Origin of the sequence: Glycomyces algeriensis, from assembly GCF_027622855.1 — a bacterium.
In the GTDB taxonomy this organism is placed as follows: Bacteria; Actinomycetota; Actinomycetes; order Mycobacteriales; family Micromonosporaceae; genus Glycomyces; species Glycomyces algeriensis.
Map to the genome: position 1 here is coordinate 63,630 of NZ_JAPZVR010000011.1, position 19,929 is coordinate 83,558.

Genomic DNA, 19,929 nt, shown 5'->3' on the forward strand with positions numbered 1-19,929 from the left:
GCGTGCGGCCTCCTCGTGACGGTGTCTCCGACGATTGGTAGCACGCCCGCGCCACCTCCCGCCGCCCCCGGAGCGGGGCCTGTGGGCAAACCCGCCGATCGGCGGGTGCGTTCCGGCCGGGCGGCGGATCGGACGCCGCCCGGCGGCGGGTCGACCTCCGCGCATCGCCGGATGGGAAGGGTCCCCGCGCCGCCGCACGCTGGCGTCATGAGCAATGTCATCGACTGCAAGCCGCGCGAGACCGCGCCCGCGCCGACAGAGGGCCCGCCCGCCCGGGCGGCGTCCCTGGGCCGCCTCCTCGGCATCGACGCCGCCCGCGCCCTGGCCGTGTTCGGCATGTACTACGCGCACGTCGGGCCGTTCCCTGAAGAGACGGGGACGTGGAAGAGCTTCCTCATGGAGATCCCCCACGGCCGCTCGTCGGCGCTGTTCGCGACCCTCGCCGGGCTCTCGCTCGTCCTCCTTGCGGGCGGCAGCCGCCCCAAGACCGGCCGCCCGATGCGCCAGACCGTGGTGCGCATCGTGATCCGCTCGCTCCTGCTGCTGGCCCTCGGCTCCTGGCTGGTCGCATTGGGCACCTCGATCGTGGTGATCCTGGCGTACTACGGCCTGTTCTTCCTGCTCGCGCTGCCGTTCATCAAACTGCGGGCGCGGACGCTCGCGATCATCGCGGTCGGCGTCGGCATCGGCGGACCGCTCCTCATCCAGTGGCTGTGGAGCACCGACACCTCATGGCTGGACGCGTTCACCGCGAAGGACCCGCTCGCGATGTGGAGCGGCGAAGGGCTGGCCGCGCTGCTGTTCAACGGGACGTACCCGGGGCTGGCGTGGATGGCGTACGTGTTCGCGGGCATGGCGGTCGGCAAGCTCGACCTCACCGGGCGCGCGATCCAGGTGCGGCTGCTGATCGTCGGCCCGGCGCTGGCCCTCCTCGGCTACGGCGGCGCGTGGCTCCTCGGCAAGCTCCTGCAAACGGCCGGGACCGCGGGTTCCTCGGTCGCGGACGCGAGCTGGAACTCCTTCGACCAGGCCATGTCGAAGGCGTTGGAGGGCACGGACTCAGCGAACTGGGACGAGGAGGAGTGGAAGGCGTTCGACGCCGAGCACGCCTCGATCTGGGAGCTGGCGCCCGACGAGAAGGCCGTGAGCGGCGGCTTCGACTGGACGGGCCTGGCATCGGCGAGCCCGCACTCCAACATGCCGCTCGAACTTGCCGGGAACATCGGCGTCGCGCTCACCGTGATCGCCGGGCTCGTGCTCCTGCTGGGCCGCTTCGGCCGGCTCCGGTTCTGGCTCGCGCCCCTGATCGCGGTCGGCTCGATGTCGCTGACGGCGTACGTCGCGCACATCGCGGCCGTCTGGTACCTCGTCGACCACCCCGCCGACGGGGTCGGCTACGCGACCGGCTGGCGCATGTGGGCGGTCTTCGTCGTCGCCATGCTGGTCTTCGCCCCGATCTGGAGGCGGTTCTGCAAGCGAGGCCCGCTCGAGTACCCGATGTACTGGGCGACCCTGCCCGCGAAGCTCCTCAAATCGCGCCCCGAACCGGGAGCCGCGGACCGGCCCGACCGGGGGGCCAGGGCCGGTCCGCGGTTCCCCCGAACCGCCCCCTGCGACGCGATAGCGTTGCGGCCGTGAACACTCCGATGAACGGCCTCCTGCACCACGTCAAATTGCAGTGGTGAGTCTTCGAACACAGTTAGCAATTGAGAAAGATTCGGATTATAATGTAGAAATGGCTCGTTTTCGGATGTACCCGACTCCGGTACAGGAACAGCAGATGTTGCTGCATTGTGCGCAGGCTCGGTACGTGTGGAATCTCGCCGTCGAACAGCGCTCCTACTGGGCCAGGCACAAGGGCGCAACCCCCCGGTATGTGGAGCTGGCTCGGCAGTTGACCGAGGCCCGAGCGGCGAGCAAGTGGCTGCGTGAGGGTAACGCGGAGGTGCAGCAACAGGCGCTGCGTGACTTCGACCAAGCAGTCAGCCAGCGCTTTGTCTCGGGCCGTGGCGAACCGACATGGCGCAAGCGCCACCAACACGAGGGCTTCAGGGTGATCGGCACCGACCGCCTCCCCGCCTTCGCGGCGGACGGTTCCCCGAAGCTGAACACCAAAGGCCAACAGGTGATGTCGCGATCGGTTCGGGTCGAGCGACTGAACCGCCGTTGGGCGCAGGTGAACGTGCCCGGGTGCGGACAGGTCCGGTTCCGCCTCACCAAGGGCCGGGGCCTTCCGGAGGCGAAGACCTTCCGCGTCACCTTCCGCAATGGCCAGTGGCATGCGGCGTTCGCGATCGTGCCGGACCCGAAACCCACGCCCGGCAATGGCGCGGTCGTCGGTGTCGATCGGGGCGTGGTGATCACGGCCGCGCTCTCAGACGGCCGCATCCTCAACTGCCCGCAGCTCACCGCGGCCGAGCACGCCCGGCACCGCAAGCACCAGCGCCGGGCCGCCCGCGCACCTAAAGGCTCGGACCGACGCGCCGCCGAGTACGCCAAGGCCGCGAAGATCAAAGCCAAGGAAGCGGCTCGGCGCAAGGACTGGGTCGAGAAAACCTCGACGATGCTCGCGACCGGGTTCGATGTGATCCGGTTCGAGAAGCTCAACATCAGGAACATGACCGCCTCTGCCAAAGGCACGGCGGATGAACCGGGCCGGAATGTCGCGGGCAAGGCCGGGCTCAACCGGGCGATCCTCGCCCAGGGCTGGGGCCAGCTCCGGTCGCGCACCGAGCAGAAGGCCCCCGGCCGCGTCGAAGACGTCCCCGCTCCGTACACCAGTCTCCGTTGCTCCGCCTGCGGATGGATTGAGAAGCACTCGCGCAAGAGCCAAGCCGAGTTCTCCTGTGTTACCTGCGGGTTCACCTGCAACGCCGACACCAACGCCAGCATCAACATCTCGGCAGGACATGCCGGAGGGGCGACCCCGAATCCTCGGGCGAGCGTCCGTGAACCACAGCCAGCAATGGCCGAAATCCCCTGCGTCCTGCAGGGGAGGATGTCAAAACCGCAGGTTAACGATTCAACAATTGGACAGCACGCATAGGGGCCTCGGAGACTTGCGGAGTCAACCGTAGCCACTCGAGAAAGCCGTCCCATGGTCATCGCGCTCGTCGCCGTCACCTTCGTCAACGTCCTGTTCAACGCGATCGAATCCGTCGCGAACTTCATGAAGGCCGACTGGGGCAAGGCCAATTCGCACGCCGTCAACGTGCCGGACTCGTGGCTGCCGCTCCTCGGCCTCGTCAAGGGCGCGGCCGCGGTCGGGCTGGCGGTCGGGCTGTTCTGGCGGCCGCTGGGGATCGCCGCCGGGGTCGGGCTCGTGGTGTTCTTCGTCCTCGCCACTGGGCTCCACATTCGACACCGGGTCTACCACAACTTCTACGGCCCGCTCGTGTTCCTGGCGCTCAGCGTCGCCGTGCTGTGGCTGATGATCGCGGCCCGACACGGCAGCGGTCGGCGGGACCTCGCGGTCCCGCCGACCTGGTGGGTCAGCCTATGGAGTTAGTTGATGCCGGCGGCGATGGCGTTGACGAGCTGGCCGTTGCTGGTGTCGCCGGAGAGCTCCCAGGCGAAGGCGCCGCCGAGGCCCTGGCTGTTGGCCCAGGCCGTCTTGGTCGCGATCGTGGCCGGGGTGTCGTAGCTCCACCATTCGCCGTTGCAGTAGGCGTAGGCGGTGCCGCCGACGGTTCCGGTTGCGGGGCATTCGTTCACGAGGACCTTGTAGTCCTCGATGCCGGCCTCGTACGTGCCCGGGGCCGGGCCGGTCGCCGTCCCTCCCGGCGACGACTGCGTGACGCCGGTCCAGCCTCTGCCGTAGTAGCCGAAGCCGAGGAGCAGCTTCTCCGATGGGATGCCGAGCGATTTGAGCTTGGCGATGGCCGTGGCGCCGTCGAAGCCCGCGATCGGCTGGCCGCTGTAGCTGTTCAGCGGCGAGTGGGGGGCGGTCGGTCCGTCCTTGTCCCAGGCGCCGAAGTAGTCGTAGGTCATCACCATGTAGAAGTCGACGTACTGCGCGGCCTTGCCGTAGCCGCCGAGGTCGATCTTGCCGCCCGCGGTGCCGTCGCCGGTGATCGCGGAGGTGACGAGCTCGCTCCCGAACTTGGAGCGCAAGGCGCCCATGAGGTTCGGGTACGCGTTCGTGCCGCTGGTGTCGCAGGTCAGGCCGCAGGCGTTGGGGTACTCCCAGTCGATGTCGATGCCGTCGAACACGCCGTTCCAACGCGGGTCGTGGAGGAGGTTGTAGCAGGACTCGGCGAAGGCCGCCGGGTTCTGCGCGGCCTGGCCGAAGCCGCCGGAGTAGGTCCAGCCGCCGAAGGACCAGAGGACCTGCAGGTCCGGGTACATGGCCTTGAGCTTCTTGAGCTGGTTGAAGTTGCCGCGCAGCGGCTGGTCCCAGGTGTCGGCCTTCCCGTCGACCGACTGGTCGGCCGTGTAGGCCTTGTCGATCGCCGCGTACGAGTCGTCCATCGTGCACTGGCCGTTCTTGACGTTGCCGAACGCGTACACGATGTGGGTGAGGTCCTCGGCCGAGCCGGAGGAGACGATGTTCTTGACGTGGTAGTTGCGTCCGTACACGCCCCACTCGGTGAAGTAGGCCGCGTTGATCTTGCCGCCGCCGCCGGGGTTGCCGGTGGGGGTCTCGGTGGGTTCGCCGGAGGGGGTCTGGGACTGGGTGGGGTTCGTGCCGCCGCCGCAGGCGCCCTTGGACTCCCAGACGCCCCATTCGCCGGTGGTGCCGGGGGTCTCGCCCTGGGTCCACCACTTGGCGCGGTACTCGGTGCCGTTGTGGCTGGCGGTGTCGCCGCCGACGTAGACCTTCGAGGAGGACCAGGCGGGCGAGCAGGCGATCGCGGCCGAAGCCGAGAAGGGGTTGGCGACGATGTAGATCGCGCCGGTGGTCATCACGGCCAGAGCCGCGAAGACCGCCGCGATCATCCGTCTTGTTTTCAGTCGCCTCAATGTTCCTCCCAAAAGTAAAGAGACTTAACTGATAGGTATCTTTATTTTTACGGGAACGCGGATTGAAGTCAAGGATTTACATCGAAAAATTTCAATGGCCCGATAGGCCCTGAAATGGGAGCGTTCTATTGCGACGCAGCGCGACGATCGCCTCCACACTTGCGCGTTGCACGGCCCCGCTACAGTGGTCGGCGAAGGCAGGCAGGGCCAGAGGGGCGGCACCTTCGCGTCAGCACTCGCGAGTCGGGAGCGGACGCGATGGCACCGCCCCTCACTCGTCCCCATTGGAAACCTGGCCCGAATACCGTTGGGCCGCTTGGTCTCAGAGCCAGCCGTTGCGACGGAAACCGCGGTACAGCAGCACGCAGACCAGGGCCATGAGCACCAGTGCGAACGGGTATCCGACCGCCCAGTGCAGCTCGGGCATGTCGTCGAAGTTCATGCCGTAGATCCCCGCGATGATGGTGGGCGCGATGGCGATCGCCGCCCACGCCGAGATCTTCTTCGTGTCCTCGTTCTGCCAGGTGCCGATCTGGCCCTGATGGGCGGTGAGCACGGTGGTCAGCAGGCTCATGCAGGTCGCGATCGCCGCGTCCACGCGGAGGAGGTGCCCGGCGACCGCGCCGAAACCGGGGTGCTGCACCACCGTGTTGCCGTGCCGCTGCTTGAGCGAGCGGGCGAACGGCACGAGCGGGCTCACCGCGTTCTGGAACTCGAGGGTCTCGCGGATGAGGAAGTAGATCTCCTGGTTGCGATCGACGCGTTCGCCGGAGAAGATCGCGCGCTCGAGGTCGCTCACGTCGTCGGCGAGGTCCTCGACCGCGCCGTCGTACTGCTCGACGATCGCGTCGAAGAGGGCGTGGACGACGCCGGCGAGGCCCTCGGCCCGGAAGTCGGGCTCGGCCGCGAGGCGCTCGCGGATGGCCGGAACGGGGTCGACGACCCCGCGGCGCAAGGTGACCAGTGAGCGGCCGTCGGTGTAGAACGCGAGGTCACCGGTCTCGACCTGGCGGGTCGCCTCGATGTACCAGACGGTCTTGACGAGGATGAGCACGGCGCCGTCGACGGTCTCGACCTTCGGACGGCGGTGGGTCGTGTGCGCGGGGTCGATGCTGAAGCGGTTGAGGCCGAAGGCGTCGAGCGCGGTCGCGAGGAGTTCGGGGGCGGGCGCGTCGAGCTCGACCCAGACGAAGGCGTCCTCGGCGGCGGCCGCCGCACGGAGGTCGTCGCCGCTGCCGCGGCCGTCCTCGGTCCCGCCGGAACCGATCACGGTGTAGTCGATCATCCGTACCTCCGTCTTCGGCAATGGCTTCGGCTCGGCCGCGTCCGCCCGACCGCGTTCGCCCGGCTTCAGCCCCGGCCTCGGCTTTGACCCCGGCCTCGGCTTTGACCCCGGCCCTCGCCCTGGCCTCGGCTTTGGCCCGTGCCCCGGCTCGGCTTCGGACCTGGCCTCAGCCCCCGCCCCGGCCCCGGCCCCGGCCCCGGCCCCGGCCCCGGCCCCGGCTCTGACTTCCGGCGATTACCCGTCCACTAGCCCCCACCCACCACTAGAGGGGAAAGTACTGCCGCGATCATCCCGCGCCCGGCCGACAAGAACCGCCGCCAAACGAACCTTAGCGGCAGTTCTTCACCGGATCGGGTGAACGATCGGGATCTGCGATCGAAGGGGCGGGCCGCCGCGGTCGGCTGCCGACGAACGCGGCCGATAGGGTCGGCCCGCAGGAAGGACCGCAGTGCCACAAGGCCGGCGCTCCATATCGAAACCCACCGCGTCGCGTGCTCAGTTCTCGTAGACGATCCGGTGCGCCGCATCGTGGGCGAGGCGCGTGACCCTGCGGTAGTGGTTGAGGAACCGCTCGGTGTCCTCCCCGAAACCGAGGGTCTGCGCCAGCCCCGCGAGCTCGGGCCCCGACCGCGGCAGGTCGTCGCGCGGCACACCGCGCGCGAGCGTCATGTCGTTGCGCACCCGCGACACGAACTCCCACGCCTCGCGCAGCGCCGCGAGATCGTCCCGGCTCAGGTACCCGGCCGCCGCAGCGGCCTCCAGCGCGGGCACGGTGCGGGTCGTGTGGAGCGTGGCGTCGCCGCCGTGTTCGAGCTGCAGCAGCTGCGCGGTCCACTCGATGTCGACGAGCCCTCCGCGCCCGAGTTTGGTGTGGCCGTTCGGGTCCGCGCCCCGCGGCAGCCGCTCGGAGTCGACCCGGGCCTTCACCCGCCGGAACTCGATCCGCTCGGCCTCGGTGAGCCCGCCGGGCCGGTAGCGCACGTCGTCGGCGAACGCGGTCCAGGCCTCGCACAGCGCCGGGTCGCCGGCCACGGGCCGCGCCCGCAGCAGCGCCTGGCGCTCCCACAGCCGCGCCCGGTCGGCGTAATACCGCTGGTACGCGGCGAAACTCGGCACGATCGACCCGCCTTTGCCCTCCGGCCGCAGGTCGAGGTCCAGCTGCAGCGGCGGGTCGGCGGTCGGGGCCGCGAGGAGGGTGCGCACCGCTTCGACGATCTTGGTGGAGGCCTTGCGCCCCGGGTCGCCGTCGCCGGCGTGGACGAACACGGCGTCCGCGTCGGAGCCGAACCCGGTCTCGCGTCCTCCCAAGCGGCCCATGCCGATCACGGCGATCGGCGGCGCGTCCGGGACGTCGCGCGAGGCGATGTGGAGCGCCGAGTCGAGCACGGCGTCGGTGAGGTCGGAGAGCGCGAGGCCCACGGCCTGGTCGTCCAGGAGGCCCAGAAGATCCGCGGCGGCGATGCGGATGAGTTCGCGGCGGCGGATCGCGCGCACCGCGCCGATCGCGGCGGCCGGCTCGGCGTGCCGCGCGGCGGCCTGGCTCATGCCCGCCGTGAGCTCGGCGCGCGAGCGCGGCGTGAGGTCGGCGTTGTCCGAGAGGTACCGCAGCGACTGCGGCTCATGGAGCAGGAGGCCCGTGAAGTAGCGCGAGGTGCCGAGGAGCCGGGCCAGGCGCACCGCCGCCGGGCCGCCGTCCCGCAGCAGCCGCAGGTACCAAGGGGTGGAGCCGAGCTTGTCGGAGACCTGCCGGTACGCGAGGAGCCCGCGGTCGGGCTCGGGCGAGTCGGCGAGCTCGTGCAGCACCACCGGCAGGAGGGCCTTCTGCACTGTGGCCGTGCGCGAGACGCCCGCGGTGAGCTTCTTGATGTGCGTGAGCGCGCTCGCGGGGTCGTTGAAGCCGAGCACGGCCAGTCGCGAGGCGGCCTCGGACTCGGTCATGCGCAGCTCGTGCGTGGGCACGCGCGTCACGGCGTCGAGCAGCGGTTTGTAGAGGAGCTTCTCGTGGAGGCGTCGCGCGGTGGTCGCGTGCGCGCGCCAAGCGGTGTGGAAGGCCTCGTCGGTCTTGTAGCCGAGGGTGCGGGCGAGGTGGTGGAGCGGTTCGCCGCCGTCGGGGACGCGGTGGGTGCGCAGCAGCCGCTGGAGCTGCAGCCGGTGCTCGACGGTGCGCAGGAAGACGTACGTGTCGGCGAGCTCGTCGCCGTCGCGGCGGGCCAGGTAGCCCGCGGCGACGAGGACGTCGAGTGCCTCCAATGTGGATCGCACGCGGAGGGTCGCGTCGCCGCGGCCGTGCACGAGCTGGAGCAGCTGCACCGCGAACTCGATGTCGCGCAGGCCGCCGGGGCCGAGTTTGATCTCGTAGCGCCGCTCGGCGCGCGGCACGGACTCGGCGACCTTGCGGCGCATGTCGCGGATGTCGGCCACCACGCCGGGCCGGTCGGCCGCGCCCCAGATGAAGGGCTGCACCGCCGCGAGCCAGTCGAGCCCCAGCTGCAGGTCCCCCGCGGCGGGCCGGGCCTTCAAGAGCGCCTGGAACTCCCAGGTGCGGGCCCAGTCCTTGAGGTACGAGAGGTACGCGTCGACCGAGCGCACGAGCGCGCCGTGGCGCCCCTCGGGCCGCAGCCCGGCGTCGACGGGCCACGTCGCGGGTCCGACGATCTGGATCATGCGGGCGGCCTGGCGGGTGGCGAGGTCGAGGTCGCCTTCGGCGACGAACACGACGTCCACGTCGGAGACGTAGTTGAGCTCTTCGGCGCCGGTCTTGCCCATCGCGACGACCGCGAGCCTGGTCTCACCGGGGATGTCCTCGCGGGCGAGCTCCAGGCCCCGGGCCAGGACCGCGTCCGCCAAGCGGGACAAGGCGGCCGAGGTCGCGCGCAGGTCCCACTGGCCGGTGAGGTCGTGCGCGGCGATCCGCAGCAGGTTCGCCTTCCACGCGGCGTTCAGCTCGAACGGGCCCGCGTCCCGGAGGCGGGCGAGCCCGGTGTCCTCGTCCTCGGTGAGCGCAGACTCCTGGTCGGGGTGGGCGCGCATGAAGTCGCCCAGCGCGTTGCTCGCCTCGACCACGGCGAGGCGGGCCGCATCGGCCCCGGTGCTCTTCTCCGGCTCAGACATCGAGGACCGGCAGCGCCTTCCGCTCGCCCGCGGCGACGCGCGCGAACCGCTGGAGGATGGGCTTCCAGGTGGCGACGATGTGCTCGTCCACCTCGGCGGCCTTGGCCAGCGCGCGCTCGTCGAAGACCCCGAACCCGGCGAGCTGCTCGGGCGTGAACTCGAAGTGGGACTGGACGCCCCACGCGGTCTCACGGATGCGGAAGACCTCGAGGGCCCCCTGCGGGGAGGCGGCGAGAAGGGTCGCCTCGGGCGGGAGTTCGACGAGTTCCTGGCGCCGCCAGCGGATCACGTCGAGGGTCATCGGCGCGGGGCCGAAGATGAGGTCGCGTCCGGCGGCGTCGCGCTTGGCGAGCATCCGGGGCCCGAACGGCTCGTCGCGGTCCTCGACCGCGCCGCCGAAGGCGGTGGCGAGCATCCGCGCGGAGGAGCAGATCGCGAGCACGGGCGTGGTGTCGGCGACGGCGGTCTCGAGGAGCCCGGCGAGGTCGTCGGCCCAGTCCTTGCCGCGCCCGCCCCCGAGGGCGATGAGGGCGTCGTGCCCTCCGGCGGAGTTCGGTACGGCCTCACCGAGGTGGGGCCGTACCGTGTCGAATTCCATACGTGCTTCGGCGAGCCAGTCGGCGGCCCGTCCGAGGCCTTGCGCGGGGTCGTTCTCGATCACGAGAGCAGTTCTGCCGAGTGCGGTGGTCACTCCCCCATGCTAATCGGTCACAGGTTGATGTACCGCTTGCGTTCGAACGCCGTCACCTGGGTGCGGTAGTCCTCCCACTCCTGGCGCTTGTTCTTCAGGAAGTAGTCGAAGACGTGCTCGCCCAGGACCTCGGCGACGAGGTCGGAGGACTCCATCTTGTCGAGGGCCTCTGAGAGGTTGCCCGGGAGCGGCTGGTAGCCGGCGGCGATGCGCTCGGCGCTGGTGAGCGCGGAGACGTCGTCCTCGGTGCCCGGGGGCAGCTCGTAGCCCTCTTCGATGCCCTTGAGGCCGGCGCCGAGGAGCACGGCGTAGGCGAGGTACGGGTTGGTCGCGGAGTCGAGCGAGCGGATCTCGACGCGGGCCGAGTTCGGCTTGCCGTAGGCCGGGACGCGCACGAGCGCGGAGCGGTTGGCCTTGCCCCAGGAGACGTACGAGGGCGCCTCGGAGATCTGGCCGGGCTGCGGGCTGGTGAAGAGCCGCTTGTAGGAGTTGACCCACTGGTTGGTGATCGCGGTGAACTCGGGCGCGTGGCGCAGGAGCCCGGCGATGAAGGCCTTCGCGGTCTTGGAGAGGCGCTGCTCGTCGCCCGGGTCGTGGAAGGCGTTGTCCTCGCCCTCGAAGAGCGAGAGGTGCGAGTGCATGCCGGAGCCGGGCTGCGTGTTGTACGGCTTGGGCATGAAGGAGGCGGTGACGCCGGAGGTGAGCGCGACCTCCTTGATGGTGTGCCGGAACGTCATGATGTTGTCGGCGGTGGTGAGCGCGTCCGCGTAGCGGAGGTCGATCTCCTGCTGGCCGGGGGCGACCTCGTGGTGGGAGAACTCGACGGAGATGCCGATGCGCTCGAGGGCGAGGATCGCCTGGCGGCGGAAGTCGCGGGCCACGGAGTGCGTGGTGTGGTCGAAGTAGCCGCCGTCGTCGACGGGCTCGGGCTTGTCGCCGGTCTCCGGGAAGATGTCCTTGAACAGGAAGAACTCGATCTCGGGGTGCACGTAGAACGTGAATCCGCGGTCGGCGGCCTTGGAGAGCGCGCGGCGCAGCACGTGGCGCGGGTCGGCCCAGGACGGTGCGCCTTCGGGGGTGAGGATGTCGCAGAACATGCGGGCGGACTCGCCGATGCCGCGGCCCTCGAACGGGAAGACCTGGAACGTGGTCGGGTCGGGCATGGCGACCATGTCCGACTCGTAGACGCGGGCGAAGCCCTCGATGGCGGAGCCGTCGAAGCCGATGCCCTCGTCGAACGCGGATTCGAGCTCGGCGGGGGCGACGCTCACCGACTTGAGCGTGCCGAGGACGTCCGTGAACCAGAGCCGCACGAAGCGGATGTCGCGTTCTTCGAGCGTGCGAAGCACGAACTCCTTCTGGCGTTCCATGGTGTGTCCTCCTAGGTCCTGGGGCCGCAATTGTCTCACCTGTTTATGTCATCGACGTTAACCGGCCTTGGCGTGCTTGCGAGCCGGAACTGAATGTGGTAGATGGCGGCAGGAACGTGAGCCTAGGTACATTTGCAGGCATGTTTGCTGGCGAGATCAAAGAGTTGTGGCGCTACCCCGTGAAGGGCCTGCGGGGCGAGTCGCTCCGGTCGACCGTGGTCGACTTCGACGGGCTGGCGGGCGACCGCCTGCTCGGCCTGTTCGAGCCGGGTTCGGACAAGGCGGTGTGGGGCGGCAGCCACCCGAAGATGATGGGCTGGGAGGCCGCTTGGCCGGCGCAGTGCGGCTGCGCCGACGCGGTGTCGGGCGAGCCGGTGCTGTACGAGCCGGGCGGGGCCGCCTGGGGCGGCGACGAGTCGGGGCTCCCGGAGCGGCTGGCCGAGACGATCGACGCCGAGAAGGGCGTGGAGCTGCGGAAGGTCAAGCGCGACTACGGGCGCATCCTGGTGGTCTTCGAGTCCAGCGTGCGCCGGTTGGGCGAGCGGCTGGGCCGCGAGGTCGAGGCCTCTCGGTTCCGGCCGAACGTGGTCGTGGACGCCGACCTGGAGCCGTACGCCGAGTACGGGATCGAGCCGGGTACGGCGATCACCTTGGGCGGCCACGAGTTCACGCTGCAGAAGCCGTGCGAGCGGTGCGTGCTTCCGAGCTGGGACCCCCAGGGCGCCAACGTGCGCGACAAGGAGCTGCACAAGTTCATCATCAACGAGCTCGACAACCACTTCGGGATCTACCTGCGCATCAGCGACCCGGTGACGATCAAGGTCGGCGATCCGATCGCCGCGTAGCGGAGACGGTAGGACGCCCTGAGCCGGGGATCGGTCGGCTCAGGGCGCACTACCAGCATAAAGCGTGCGTGCGACAACCTGGGTTCACGCGGTGCGTTCAGTCACCCAGCGGTGGATGAACGGGTACAGCTCCTCAAGGGACGTACCGGAGACCGTGGCCCGCGGCCACGGCCGCCCGTAGTGGTCGATGTACGCGGTCGCGCAGCCGCGGTCGGCGGCGGGGGCGAGGTCGTTGCGGGGGATGTCGCCGACGCTCAGCAGCGCTTCGGCCGGGCGCTCCTCGAGCAGCTCGTCGATGATCGAGTCCATGCTCTCGGGCTTGCCCGCGTCCCCGATCACGTGGTCGAACAGGCCGTCCAGGCCGAGGCGCTCGAGCGACGGCTCGAGGCTCGAGGCGGGGGCGTTGGTCGCGAGCGCCACTTCGATGCCGCGCGGCAGGCTCCAGATGAACTCCTGGAAGCCCTTGGGGGCCCAGATGTCGAACTCGCCGGCCGCCATGCGCTTGCGGGTCTCGGTGTACGCCTCGGCGCGGATCAGGTCGTCGACGCCGAACTCCCCCGCGAGGCGGCGCACCGCGTTGTCGGCGTCGTAGGCGTCGAAAGTGGAGGCGGTCGTGGGCTTGCCGGCGACGAATGCCGCGTGCGCGGCCAGGAAGGCGCGCTCGTCCGCGGCGTCGAGGTGGGCTGCCACGAGACGGGCGTAATGGGTCGCGTGCTCGGAGCCGAGCCGCACGGTGCCGTCGTAGTCGAACAGCAGGATGGCGTCGTTCACGTACTGAGACGCTACGCGAAAGGTCGCCCCGCCCAAAGGGCAAGGCGACCAGACTCACGACTTATTCGAAGCTGTGGGCCTTCGTGGGGAACTCGCCCGCGCGCACCTCGTCGGCGAAGGCCTTGGCGGCGTTCTGGAGCACGTCGGCGACCTCCGCGTAGCGCTTGACGAACCGCTGCGGGCGGCCGCGGCGGAGCCCGGCCATGTCCTGCCAGACGAGGACCTGCGCGTCCGTGTCGGGCCCGGCGCCGATGCCCACGGTGGGAATGGGCAGCTGCTTGGTGATCTCGGCGGCGACGGCGGCGGTGACCATCTCCAGGACCACGGCGAACGCCCCGGCCTCCGCGACGGCGTGCGCATCGGCCTCGACCTCCGCGGCCTGGGCGTCGCGGCCTTGGACGCGGTAGCCGCCGACGGCGTGCTCGCTCTGCGGGGTGAACCCGATGTGGCCCATGACGGGGATGCCCGCGTTGGTGAGGGCCCGGATCTGCTCGGCCATGCGGCGGCCGCCTTCGAGCTTGACGGCGTGGGCGCCGGCCTTCATGAACCGCACCGCGGTCTCGAGGGCCTGGGCCGGCCCGGCCTCGTAGGAGCCGAACGGCAGGTCGGCGATGACGAGGGTCCGCTCGGTGGAGCGGGCGACGGCCGCGACCAGCGGTACGAGTTCCTCGACCGATACCTGGAGGGTGGTCTCGTAGCCGTAGACGTTGTTGGCGGCCGAGTCGCCGACGAGCAGCGCCGGGATGCCGGCCTCGTCGAAGAGGGCGGCCGTGTACTGGTCGTAGGAGGTGAGCATCGCCCACTTCTCACCGCGCTCTTTGGCTTCGATGAGGTGGCGGGTGCGGACGCGCTTGACGTTCTTGCCCGGCCCGTACAGGCTCGGGATCTCGTCAGCGCCGCTGGTGCTGGGGGAAGGGTTCGATGTTGACGCCATCGTCGTTGCTCCTGAATCTCCTCGTGGCCGGCCGCGCCGGTCCCCGGGCATTACTGATCCAAACTAACGCTCATCGATGTCCTTGTCATCCGGCGAAGCGCTTGCTGTGACAAATCACCCGGCCCCGGAGGGCCGGGTGATTCACGCACTAACTCGGCTTTCCCCTGAAGTGGTTCGTGATCGGCAGGCGGCGGTCGCGGCCGAAGGACTTCACGGTGATCTTCGTGCCGGGCGCGGACTGGCGGCGCTTGTACTCGGCGCGGTCCACGAGCCCGGCGATGCGGTCGACGACCTCGGCCGGGTAGCCCTGCTCGACGAGGTCCTCGCGGCCGGCGTCGCCGTCGACGTAGCCGACGAGGATCCCGTCGAGGACCGCGTAGTCGGGCAGCGAGTCGGAGTCGAGCTGGTCGGGGCGCAGCTCGGCGCTCGGCGGCTTCATGATGATGTTCTCCGGGATCGGCTCGGTCTCGCCGAGGCTGCGGGCCTTCTCGTTCCGCCAGTTCGCGAGCTCGTAGACGAGGGTCTTGAGCACGTCCTTGATCGGCGCGAAGCCGCCGCACGAATCGCCGTACAGGGTCGAGTAGCCCACCGCGTACTCGCTCTTGTTGCCGGCCGCGAGCACGAGGTGCCCGTGCTGGTTCGACAGGGACATCCAGATGACGCCGCGCACGCGGGCCTGCAGGTTCTCCAAGGCGAGGCCCGAGACCGCGATCTCGGAGAGGTACGCGTCGACGATCGGCTGGATCGGCTCGACCACGTGGTTGAGGCCGCAGCGCTCGGCCAGGTCGGCGGCGTCGTCGAGCGAGTGCTGCGACGAGTACTGGCTGGGGTTGGCGACGGTGTAGACGCGCTCGCCCCCGATCGCGTCGCGGGCCAGCACGGCGGTGACCGCCGAGTCGATGCCGCCCGAGAGGCCGAGGAGCACCGAGGGGAACCCGTTCTTCTCCACATAGTCGTGCAGGCCGAGACGCAGGGCCTCCCAGACCTCCTCGTGGCGGCTCAGCTCGGGCGCGAACGACGGCTCGACGCGCGTCTCCACGGTCGCCGGCTCCTCGGAGAGGACGTGCAGCGACGCGCTCATCAGCGCCGACGAGTGGTTCGCGATGTCGCGGCCCGTCGAGGCGGCGCACTCGACGTCGGTGACGAGCAGTTCGGCCGCGAAGCGGCGGGCGCTGGCGAGGATCGAGCCGTCCGCGGCGACGATCATCGACCCGCCGTCGAAGACCAGGTCGTCCTGGCCGCCCACGGTGTTGAGGTACGCGATCGGGGCGCCGAGCCCGGCGGCCCGGTTCTTGACGACCGTGAGGCGGCGCTCGTGCTTGCCCTGCTCGTACGGCGAAGCGTTGATGTTGACGACGAGGCCCGCCCCGGCTTCCGCGGCGACGCCGAAGGGCACGCCGCCCCACACGTCCTCGCAGACGGTGAACGCCACATCCACCCCGCCGATGCGCGCGAGGTGCAGTTCGTGGCCCGCGACGAACCAGCGGTCCTCATCGAAGACCCCGTAGTTAGGGAGGTGGTGCTTGTAGTAGCGGAACAGGACCTTGCCGTCCTGAAGCAGCGCCAAGGCGTTGCGGATGCCGTGACCTGTGGTGGAACCGATCGGTCCGTCCGCGTCCAGATATCCGACGGCGACGGGCAACGATCCGTTCCCGTCCGCGGCGAGTTCTTCGGCGAGCCGGAGCAGGCGGTCGCGGCTGGCCTCCACGAAGGAGTGGCGCATCGCGAGGTCCTCGACCGGGTAGCCGGTGAGGGACTGCTCGCCGGTGGCGAGCAGGTGCGCCCCGGCGGCCGTGGCCGCGGAGGCGGCACGGCGGATGAGGTCGGCGTTGTGGTCGAGGTCGCCCACGACGGGGTTGTCCTGGGCGAGTGCGATTCGGAGCGTCGGCATGGCCCTATTCTTCCGCGCCCGCGCACCCTCCGTCACGGGAGTTCCGGGAAGTGGTCTGGATCAGAGGGAACGGACCAGCAGGACGGCCGACAGCACGAGGCCGTAGACGACGATCGCGATCCGCAACGGCCGCTCCGGGATCTTCTGGAACACGCGCGCGCCGATGTACCCGCCGATGAACGTGGCGGGCACGAGCACGCCGATCGCCCACCAGGCCACATCGGCCCAGACGCCGTACATGACGCTGGTGACGACGCCGACGAGCATCGTGCAGAAGTTCTTCAGCGCGCCCACCCGGACGAGCTTCTCGGAGACGCTCATCGCGATCACCGCGATGAGGATCAGCCCCAGCGCGGCGTTGAAGTAGGAGCCGTAGAGGCAGCCCGCGAACACGCCGATGTGGAGGACCACCGGGTGGAGGGCGCGGCCGCCGTTGAGCTTGGTCACCGTCCGGTTGACCCACGGGCCGACCGCCATGAGCACGGTCGCCGCCAGGACCAGGAACGGCACGATCGCCTCGAAGACCGAGTGCGGCGTGTTGAGCAGCAGCAGCGCGCCGCAGACCGACGCGGCGAGCGCGGTGGGGATGAGCAGCAGGGCCCGGCGCCGCTGGCCGCGGAGGTTCTCGCGGGATCCGAATGCGGCGGCCGCGTAGGCGGGCGCGACGGCGATGCCGTTGGTGGCGTTCGCCTGGAGCGGCGGTACCCCCACGGCCATGAGGGTCGGGTACGTGATAAGCGAGCCGCCCCCGGCCACGGCGTTGAGGCCGCCGCCGACGAGGCCGGCGAGCAGCAGTGCGGAGACCTGGAGCAGATTCATGGCTCCGGCAGCGTACGCTTGGCCGCTGGAACGAGTCGGCCAGGCGGTCGCGGCGGATGCGGGAGACCACATCCGGCGAGGAACGTCCGGGCTCCTCAGGGCAGGGTGGTTGCTAACGGCAACCCGGGGCGACCCGCGGGACAGTGCCACAGAAAAGAGACCGCCGGCTTCGGCCGGTAAGGGTGAAACGGTGGTGTAAGAGACCACCAGCGCCGCCGGTGACGGCGGCGGCTCGGTAAACCCCACCCGGAGCAAGGTCAAAAGGAGCCGCGAGGCTCTGCGTGAAGGCCCGAGGGCGGCCCGCCCGAGCCCGCAAGGGCGCCTTCACGGGTAGACCGCTCGAGCACGCCGGCAACGGCGCGCCTAGATGGATGACCGCTCAACGACAGAACCCGGCGTATCGGTCGGCTCGTTCCCCAGCATCGAAAGCAAGAAGGGTGTTCACCTGCGGATACACAGGTGAACACCCTCCCTTTTAGATCAGAGCTTGCCCTCTGGGCCGTGGCGGGGCCGTCAGCCGCCCCAAGCGTCATCGAGGATCTGACGGGCCCGGCCCCGACTGTTCGGCATCAGATGCCCGTACACGCGGAGCGTGAAGCCGGGATCTTTGTGACCGAGGAATTCCGCGAGGGCCCGGATATTGCCGCCGTTTTCCAGGATCGTGCTCGCGTAGTAGTGCCGAAGCGCGTGCGTCCCGGTGTTCTGCTCAGGCCCGAACGCCGTCGTCCCGATCCCCTTGCGCCAAGCGCCCGGCTCGTACATGAACGAGCTGCGGTGAATGGCAGCCTTCCGGACATTCGTAAAGACGAGGTTGAACGTCACCTCCTCCCCGTCGAGCTCTCCCCAGGGAAGCGTCACCGGCTGCGGCGGGAACCGCTCCATGTGCGCCCGGAGTGCTTCAGCAACGAACCGCGGCAGCGGCACGACCCGCGTCGAATCCCGCTTCGGCGGGGCAAAGAGCCGCTTCGAGCTGAGCAGCTTCACCTGGCGCCGGAGGTGGATCTCCTCCGCGCCGAAGTCGATGTCGTCAACGTCGAGGCCGAAGATCTCGCCGATGCGGAAGCCGCAGCCCGCGCCGACCGGCACCATGGCCTGATAGCGCGGGGCGAGCTTCGACTGCACCGAATCCAGCTGCGCCCGGTTCCACGGGACCACGAGCCGGTTCGCCGCCCGCGGCTTCTTCAGGCTCTTCGCCTGGCACGGATTCGAGCGGATCAGCTTGTCATCGACCGCCGCGTCGAACATTGAATTGACGTAGACGAAGAGCACCGCCTTGGTGGATTCCTCGAGCGCCAGCCCAGCGAGCCAGGTGCGAATCGTGCTGGTCAGGCACGCCTCGAGCGGGCGCCCGGTGAAGTAGGGAATGAAGTGCTTCCCCAGTTGCCGGTTGACCTGCTCTTTCGTCGCCGAGTCACCGCCGAGGCCCTTGAGCCATTCCTTCGTGAAGGCGCCCGTGTCGGTCTTGCCGGCGTCCGGGTCGATGAAGGTCCCGGCTTTCAGGTCCTTCTGGACATCGGTGAGGAAGTCCTTCGCGTCCTCCTTCTTGCCGTCCTCGAACGACTTGGAACGCTCCAGGCCCTCGGCGTTGAAGTAGCGGACCCGGTAGCGCATCCCGATGCCGTGGCGGTCGGACTTGATCCGCTTCCGCTTTCCGTCCTCGTAGACGACCTTCCACCAGCGATCCTCGACATGACCCGCCATCAGGCCACCTCCCCGCCGCACTCTTTGAACCATGCGAGAACGTGCTGCGGGTGATACCGGAGGCACCGGCCCATCCGAGCGGCCTTCGGGCCGGTCTTCTTCTTCCGCCAGTAGCGCAGCGTCTCAACCGGGATGTTCAGGAACTCCGAGACCTGCTCGATTGTCCAGAGCGGTTCCATCACCGCACCTCCCGGTTGCTGTTGTCGCGGTTGAGTTTTCGTTCGAGTAGCGCTTCGGCGATGGCTTGGGCGTACTCGCGTTCGGCGTCGGTGTCGTGGCCGAAGCCGACCGCTTCCCAGTCGTTGACGATCAGCACGTCGTCCTCGGCGACCTCGAGCGCAGCGAGGGTTTCGGCGAGGCGGAAGCGAGCGCGGATGTTCCGCAGCTCACCGAGCGTGGTCGACCAGGCGCGGGACTTGGTGAGGAAGTGGCCGCGGAAGCCGAGCATGTGCGCCCAGCGGCGCAGGTTGAGATCGGCATAGGCTTCGAGGCCGCCGAGCTCCCAGGCGGTGCGCATCATGGCCTTGTGGTGCGCCGAGACCGTGAGAAGGTCGATGTCCTCTGCGCTGCGGATCTTGCGGTCCGGCCCGTCGTGGGCGCCGGTGGACTTGGTGGCGTACTTGGCGATGTAGGAGGCCAGCCGCGAGGACTTGATGTCGGCCTCCTCCCCCACCTCCCCGGAGCCAGCCGCGGCGGCGGTGATGTCGCGCAGATCGAGCTGGGAACCGAAGCGGAGCTCGAGTGCTTCCCCGGTCCGGCGGGCGACGGTGATGACCGTGTTCTCGGCGGCGGTGCGGATGGCGTCGGCGAGTCGTTCCTTCGTGGCCCACACCGGAGCACGAGTCGCCGCACCTTCGGGGCCGTCGAGCCGGATGACGGCGTGGAAGTGGACCAGGCCGCGCCGCTGGTACTCGGCGACCTTGGCGTAGGAGAGCCGGGCGGCGTCTTTGAACTCGGCGACCTTCAGGCCGGCAGCGTGCGCGAGCTGGCGGCGCAGGGCGATGGTGAACCGGTGCCACAGCTTCCCCGCGTGCGCCTGCCACAGGACCGCGGCTTCATAGTCGTACGCCGCTAGGTCGATGGCCTGCCCGAGACGCGTGTCGGCCTCCTTGTGCCACTCGCCGCAGGAGCACGGCCGGGTGAGACGACCACCGGCACCGACGACGCGGGAGTGGACCGGCCCGAACGAAGGCGGCGTGAGCGTGGCGAAGTAGCGGGGCCGGTCGGCGACCTCAGGCGTGATGCCCTTCGAGGCGTCCCCGTCGAGCCCGGCGCGGATGAGGTGGAAGGCGTCCTCGGCGTACCACTGGGCGCATGCAGGGCAGAGCGCTTCGCGGCGAGTTCCGCACGGCACCCACACCGAGCCCACGGTGTCCTTCAGGACCGCGCCGGTTGCTTTGTGCGTGATGGTCGAGGAGCCGCGCAGCTTGATCGGGGCGGCGCAGCCGTGGACGGACTTGACTTTGGTCTTCCAGATGCGGAAACCCGGTCGGGTGACGAGGGCGCGGAGTCCTGCGTCGGGATCGATATGGTGCATGGTGAGATACCT

The 19,929-nt window shown here is 69.5% G+C and carries 15 protein-coding genes, 1 other RNA gene and 1 pseudogene; 5 read left to right on the top strand and 12 right to left on the bottom strand.

Going from position 1 to position 19,929, the window contains the following annotated elements; translation table 11 throughout:
- Window positions 1-207 precede the first annotated feature (207 nt).
- The 3 genes from O2L52_RS18680 (at window position 208) to O2L52_RS18690 (ending at window position 3,508) form a co-directional block, all read left to right on the top strand.
- Window positions 208-1,638, top strand: a complete 1,431-nt coding sequence (locus tag O2L52_RS18680) for a DUF418 domain-containing protein (RefSeq protein WP_270117377.1) — start codon at window positions 208-210, stop codon at window positions 1,636-1,638.
- Window positions 1,639-1,735: 97 nt separating this feature from the next.
- A complete protein-coding gene (locus O2L52_RS18685) occupies window positions 1,736-3,046 on the top strand; it encodes an RNA-guided endonuclease InsQ/TnpB family protein (RefSeq protein ID WP_270117378.1) in 1,311 nt (436 codons plus the stop codon).
- 51 nt (window positions 3,047-3,097) lie between these two features.
- Window positions 3,098-3,508 (top strand): DoxX family protein, encoded by a 411-nt coding sequence (locus tag O2L52_RS18690; protein ID WP_270117379.1) that lies wholly within the window; start codon window positions 3,098-3,100, stop codon window positions 3,506-3,508.
- On the opposite strand, the gene O2L52_RS18695 is transcribed toward O2L52_RS18690, so the two are convergent.
- From O2L52_RS18695 to glnA, 5 genes and pseudogenes are all read right to left on the bottom strand, one after another.
- Window positions 3,505-4,938: a glycosyl hydrolase family 18 protein gene (locus O2L52_RS18695; RefSeq protein WP_270117380.1), complete on the bottom strand. Its 1,434-nt coding sequence runs from the start codon at window positions 4,936-4,938 to the stop codon at window positions 3,505-3,507. The genes O2L52_RS18690 and O2L52_RS18695 overlap by 4 nt on opposite strands.
- A gap of 346 nt (window positions 4,939-5,284) precedes the next feature.
- Complete coding sequence (locus O2L52_RS18700; protein WP_270117381.1) at window positions 5,285-6,247, bottom strand: magnesium and cobalt transport protein CorA; 963 nt, start codon at window positions 6,245-6,247, stop codon at window positions 5,285-5,287.
- A 495-nt stretch (window positions 6,248-6,742) separates the two neighbouring features.
- Window positions 6,743-9,550 (bottom strand): bifunctional [glutamine synthetase] adenylyltransferase/[glutamine synthetase]-adenylyl-L-tyrosine phosphorylase, encoded by a 2,808-nt coding sequence (locus O2L52_RS18705; RefSeq protein WP_425554129.1) that lies wholly within the window; start codon window positions 9,548-9,550, stop codon window positions 6,743-6,745.
- 10 nt (window positions 9,551-9,560) lie between these two features.
- Window positions 9,561-9,956 (bottom strand): annotated as a pseudogene (locus tag O2L52_RS25575) (type 1 glutamine amidotransferase); the annotation flags it as partial.
- A 110-nt stretch (window positions 9,957-10,066) separates the two neighbouring features.
- Entirely contained in the window at window positions 10,067-11,419 is a 1,353-nt protein-coding gene (glnA, locus tag O2L52_RS18715) for a type I glutamate--ammonia ligase (RefSeq protein WP_270117384.1), read from the bottom strand.
- Window positions 11,420-11,559: 140 nt separating this feature from the next.
- Between glnA and O2L52_RS18720 the strand changes: the two genes are divergently transcribed.
- Window positions 11,560-12,264 carry an MOSC domain-containing protein gene (locus tag O2L52_RS18720; RefSeq protein WP_270117385.1) on the top strand — a complete coding sequence of 235 codons (705 nt, stop codon included), beginning with the start codon at window positions 11,560-11,562 and terminating at the stop codon, window positions 12,262-12,264.
- Between the two features lie 84 nt (window positions 12,265-12,348).
- Here the strand turns inward: O2L52_RS18720 and O2L52_RS18725 are convergent, their stop codons facing one another.
- From O2L52_RS18725 to O2L52_RS18740, 4 genes are all read right to left on the bottom strand, one after another.
- Window positions 12,349-13,035, bottom strand: a complete 687-nt coding sequence (locus tag O2L52_RS18725) for an HAD family hydrolase (RefSeq protein WP_270117386.1) — start codon at window positions 13,033-13,035, stop codon at window positions 12,349-12,351.
- Window positions 13,036-13,096: 61 nt separating this feature from the next.
- The gene (gene panB / locus O2L52_RS18730; protein WP_270117388.1) at window positions 13,097-13,969 is read right to left on the bottom strand and encodes a 3-methyl-2-oxobutanoate hydroxymethyltransferase; all 873 of its coding nucleotides are present in this window, start codon (window positions 13,967-13,969) and stop codon (window positions 13,097-13,099) included.
- Window positions 13,970-14,117: 148 nt separating this feature from the next.
- Window positions 14,118-15,860: an NAD+ synthase gene (locus O2L52_RS18735; RefSeq protein ID WP_270117391.1), complete on the bottom strand. Its 1,743-nt coding sequence runs from the start codon at window positions 15,858-15,860 to the stop codon at window positions 14,118-14,120.
- 60 nt (window positions 15,861-15,920) lie between these two features.
- Window positions 15,921-16,679, bottom strand: a complete 759-nt coding sequence (locus O2L52_RS18740) for a sulfite exporter TauE/SafE family protein (protein WP_270117392.1) — start codon at window positions 16,677-16,679, stop codon at window positions 15,921-15,923.
- Between the two features lie 31 nt (window positions 16,680-16,710).
- Between O2L52_RS18740 and rnpB the strand changes: the two genes are divergently transcribed.
- Window positions 16,711-17,095, top strand: an RNA gene (gene rnpB, locus O2L52_RS18745) — RNase P RNA component class A.
- A 97-nt stretch (window positions 17,096-17,192) separates the two neighbouring features.
- On the opposite strand, the gene O2L52_RS18750 is transcribed toward rnpB, so the two are convergent.
- The 3 genes from O2L52_RS18750 to O2L52_RS18760 are packed head-to-tail and all read right to left on the bottom strand — an operon-like array spanning window position 17,193 to window position 19,917.
- Entirely contained in the window at window positions 17,193-18,380 is a 1,188-nt protein-coding gene (locus tag O2L52_RS18750) for a site-specific integrase (protein ID WP_270117393.1), read from the bottom strand.
- The gene (locus O2L52_RS18755) at window positions 18,380-18,559 is read right to left on the bottom strand and encodes a helix-turn-helix domain-containing protein (RefSeq protein ID WP_270117394.1); all 180 of its coding nucleotides are present in this window, start codon (window positions 18,557-18,559) and stop codon (window positions 18,380-18,382) included. Before O2L52_RS18755 ends, O2L52_RS18750 begins: the two co-directional genes overlap by 1 nt.
- Window positions 18,559-19,917 (bottom strand): replication initiator, encoded by a 1,359-nt coding sequence (locus O2L52_RS18760; RefSeq protein WP_270117395.1) that lies wholly within the window; start codon window positions 19,915-19,917, stop codon window positions 18,559-18,561. Before O2L52_RS18760 ends, O2L52_RS18755 begins: the two co-directional genes overlap by 1 nt.
- Window positions 19,918-19,929: the final 12 nt, after the last annotated feature.

Excerpts from the sequence above, each read along its gene's own strand:
- O2L52_RS18695 (WP_270117380.1), bottom strand. The coding sequence starts at position 4,938 with ATGATCGCGGCGGTCTTCGCGGCTCTGGCCGTGATGACCACCGGCGCG.
- O2L52_RS18755 (WP_270117394.1), bottom strand. The coding sequence starts at position 18,559 with ATGGAACCGCTCTGGACAATCGAGCAGGTCTCGGAGTTCCTGAACATC.
- O2L52_RS18720 (WP_270117385.1), top strand. The coding sequence starts at position 11,560 with ATGTTTGCTGGCGAGATCAAAGAGTTGTGGCGCTACCCCGTGAAGGGC.
- O2L52_RS18760 (WP_270117395.1), bottom strand. The coding sequence starts at position 19,917 with ATGCACCATATCGATCCCGACGCAGGACTCCGCGCCCTCGTCACCCGA.
- O2L52_RS18700 (WP_270117381.1), bottom strand. The coding sequence starts at position 6,247 with ATGATCGACTACACCGTGATCGGTTCCGGCGGGACCGAGGACGGCCGC.
- O2L52_RS18740 (WP_270117392.1), bottom strand. The coding sequence starts at position 16,679 with ATGAATCTGCTCCAGGTCTCCGCACTGCTGCTCGCCGGCCTCGTCGGC.
- panB (WP_270117388.1), bottom strand. The coding sequence starts at position 13,969 with ATGGCGTCAACATCGAACCCTTCCCCCAGCACCAGCGGCGCTGACGAG.
- O2L52_RS18735 (WP_270117391.1), bottom strand. The coding sequence starts at position 15,860 with ATGCCGACGCTCCGAATCGCACTCGCCCAGGACAACCCCGTCGTGGGC.
- glnA (WP_270117384.1), bottom strand. The coding sequence starts at position 11,419 with ATGGAACGCCAGAAGGAGTTCGTGCTTCGCACGCTCGAAGAACGCGAC.
- O2L52_RS18750 (WP_270117393.1), bottom strand. The coding sequence starts at position 18,380 with ATGGCGGGTCATGTCGAGGATCGCTGGTGGAAGGTCGTCTACGAGGAC.
- O2L52_RS18685 (WP_270117378.1), top strand. The coding sequence starts at position 1,736 with ATGGCTCGTTTTCGGATGTACCCGACTCCGGTACAGGAACAGCAGATG.
- O2L52_RS18680 (WP_270117377.1), top strand. The coding sequence starts at position 208 with ATGAGCAATGTCATCGACTGCAAGCCGCGCGAGACCGCGCCCGCGCCG.
- O2L52_RS18690 (WP_270117379.1), top strand. The coding sequence starts at position 3,098 with ATGGTCATCGCGCTCGTCGCCGTCACCTTCGTCAACGTCCTGTTCAAC.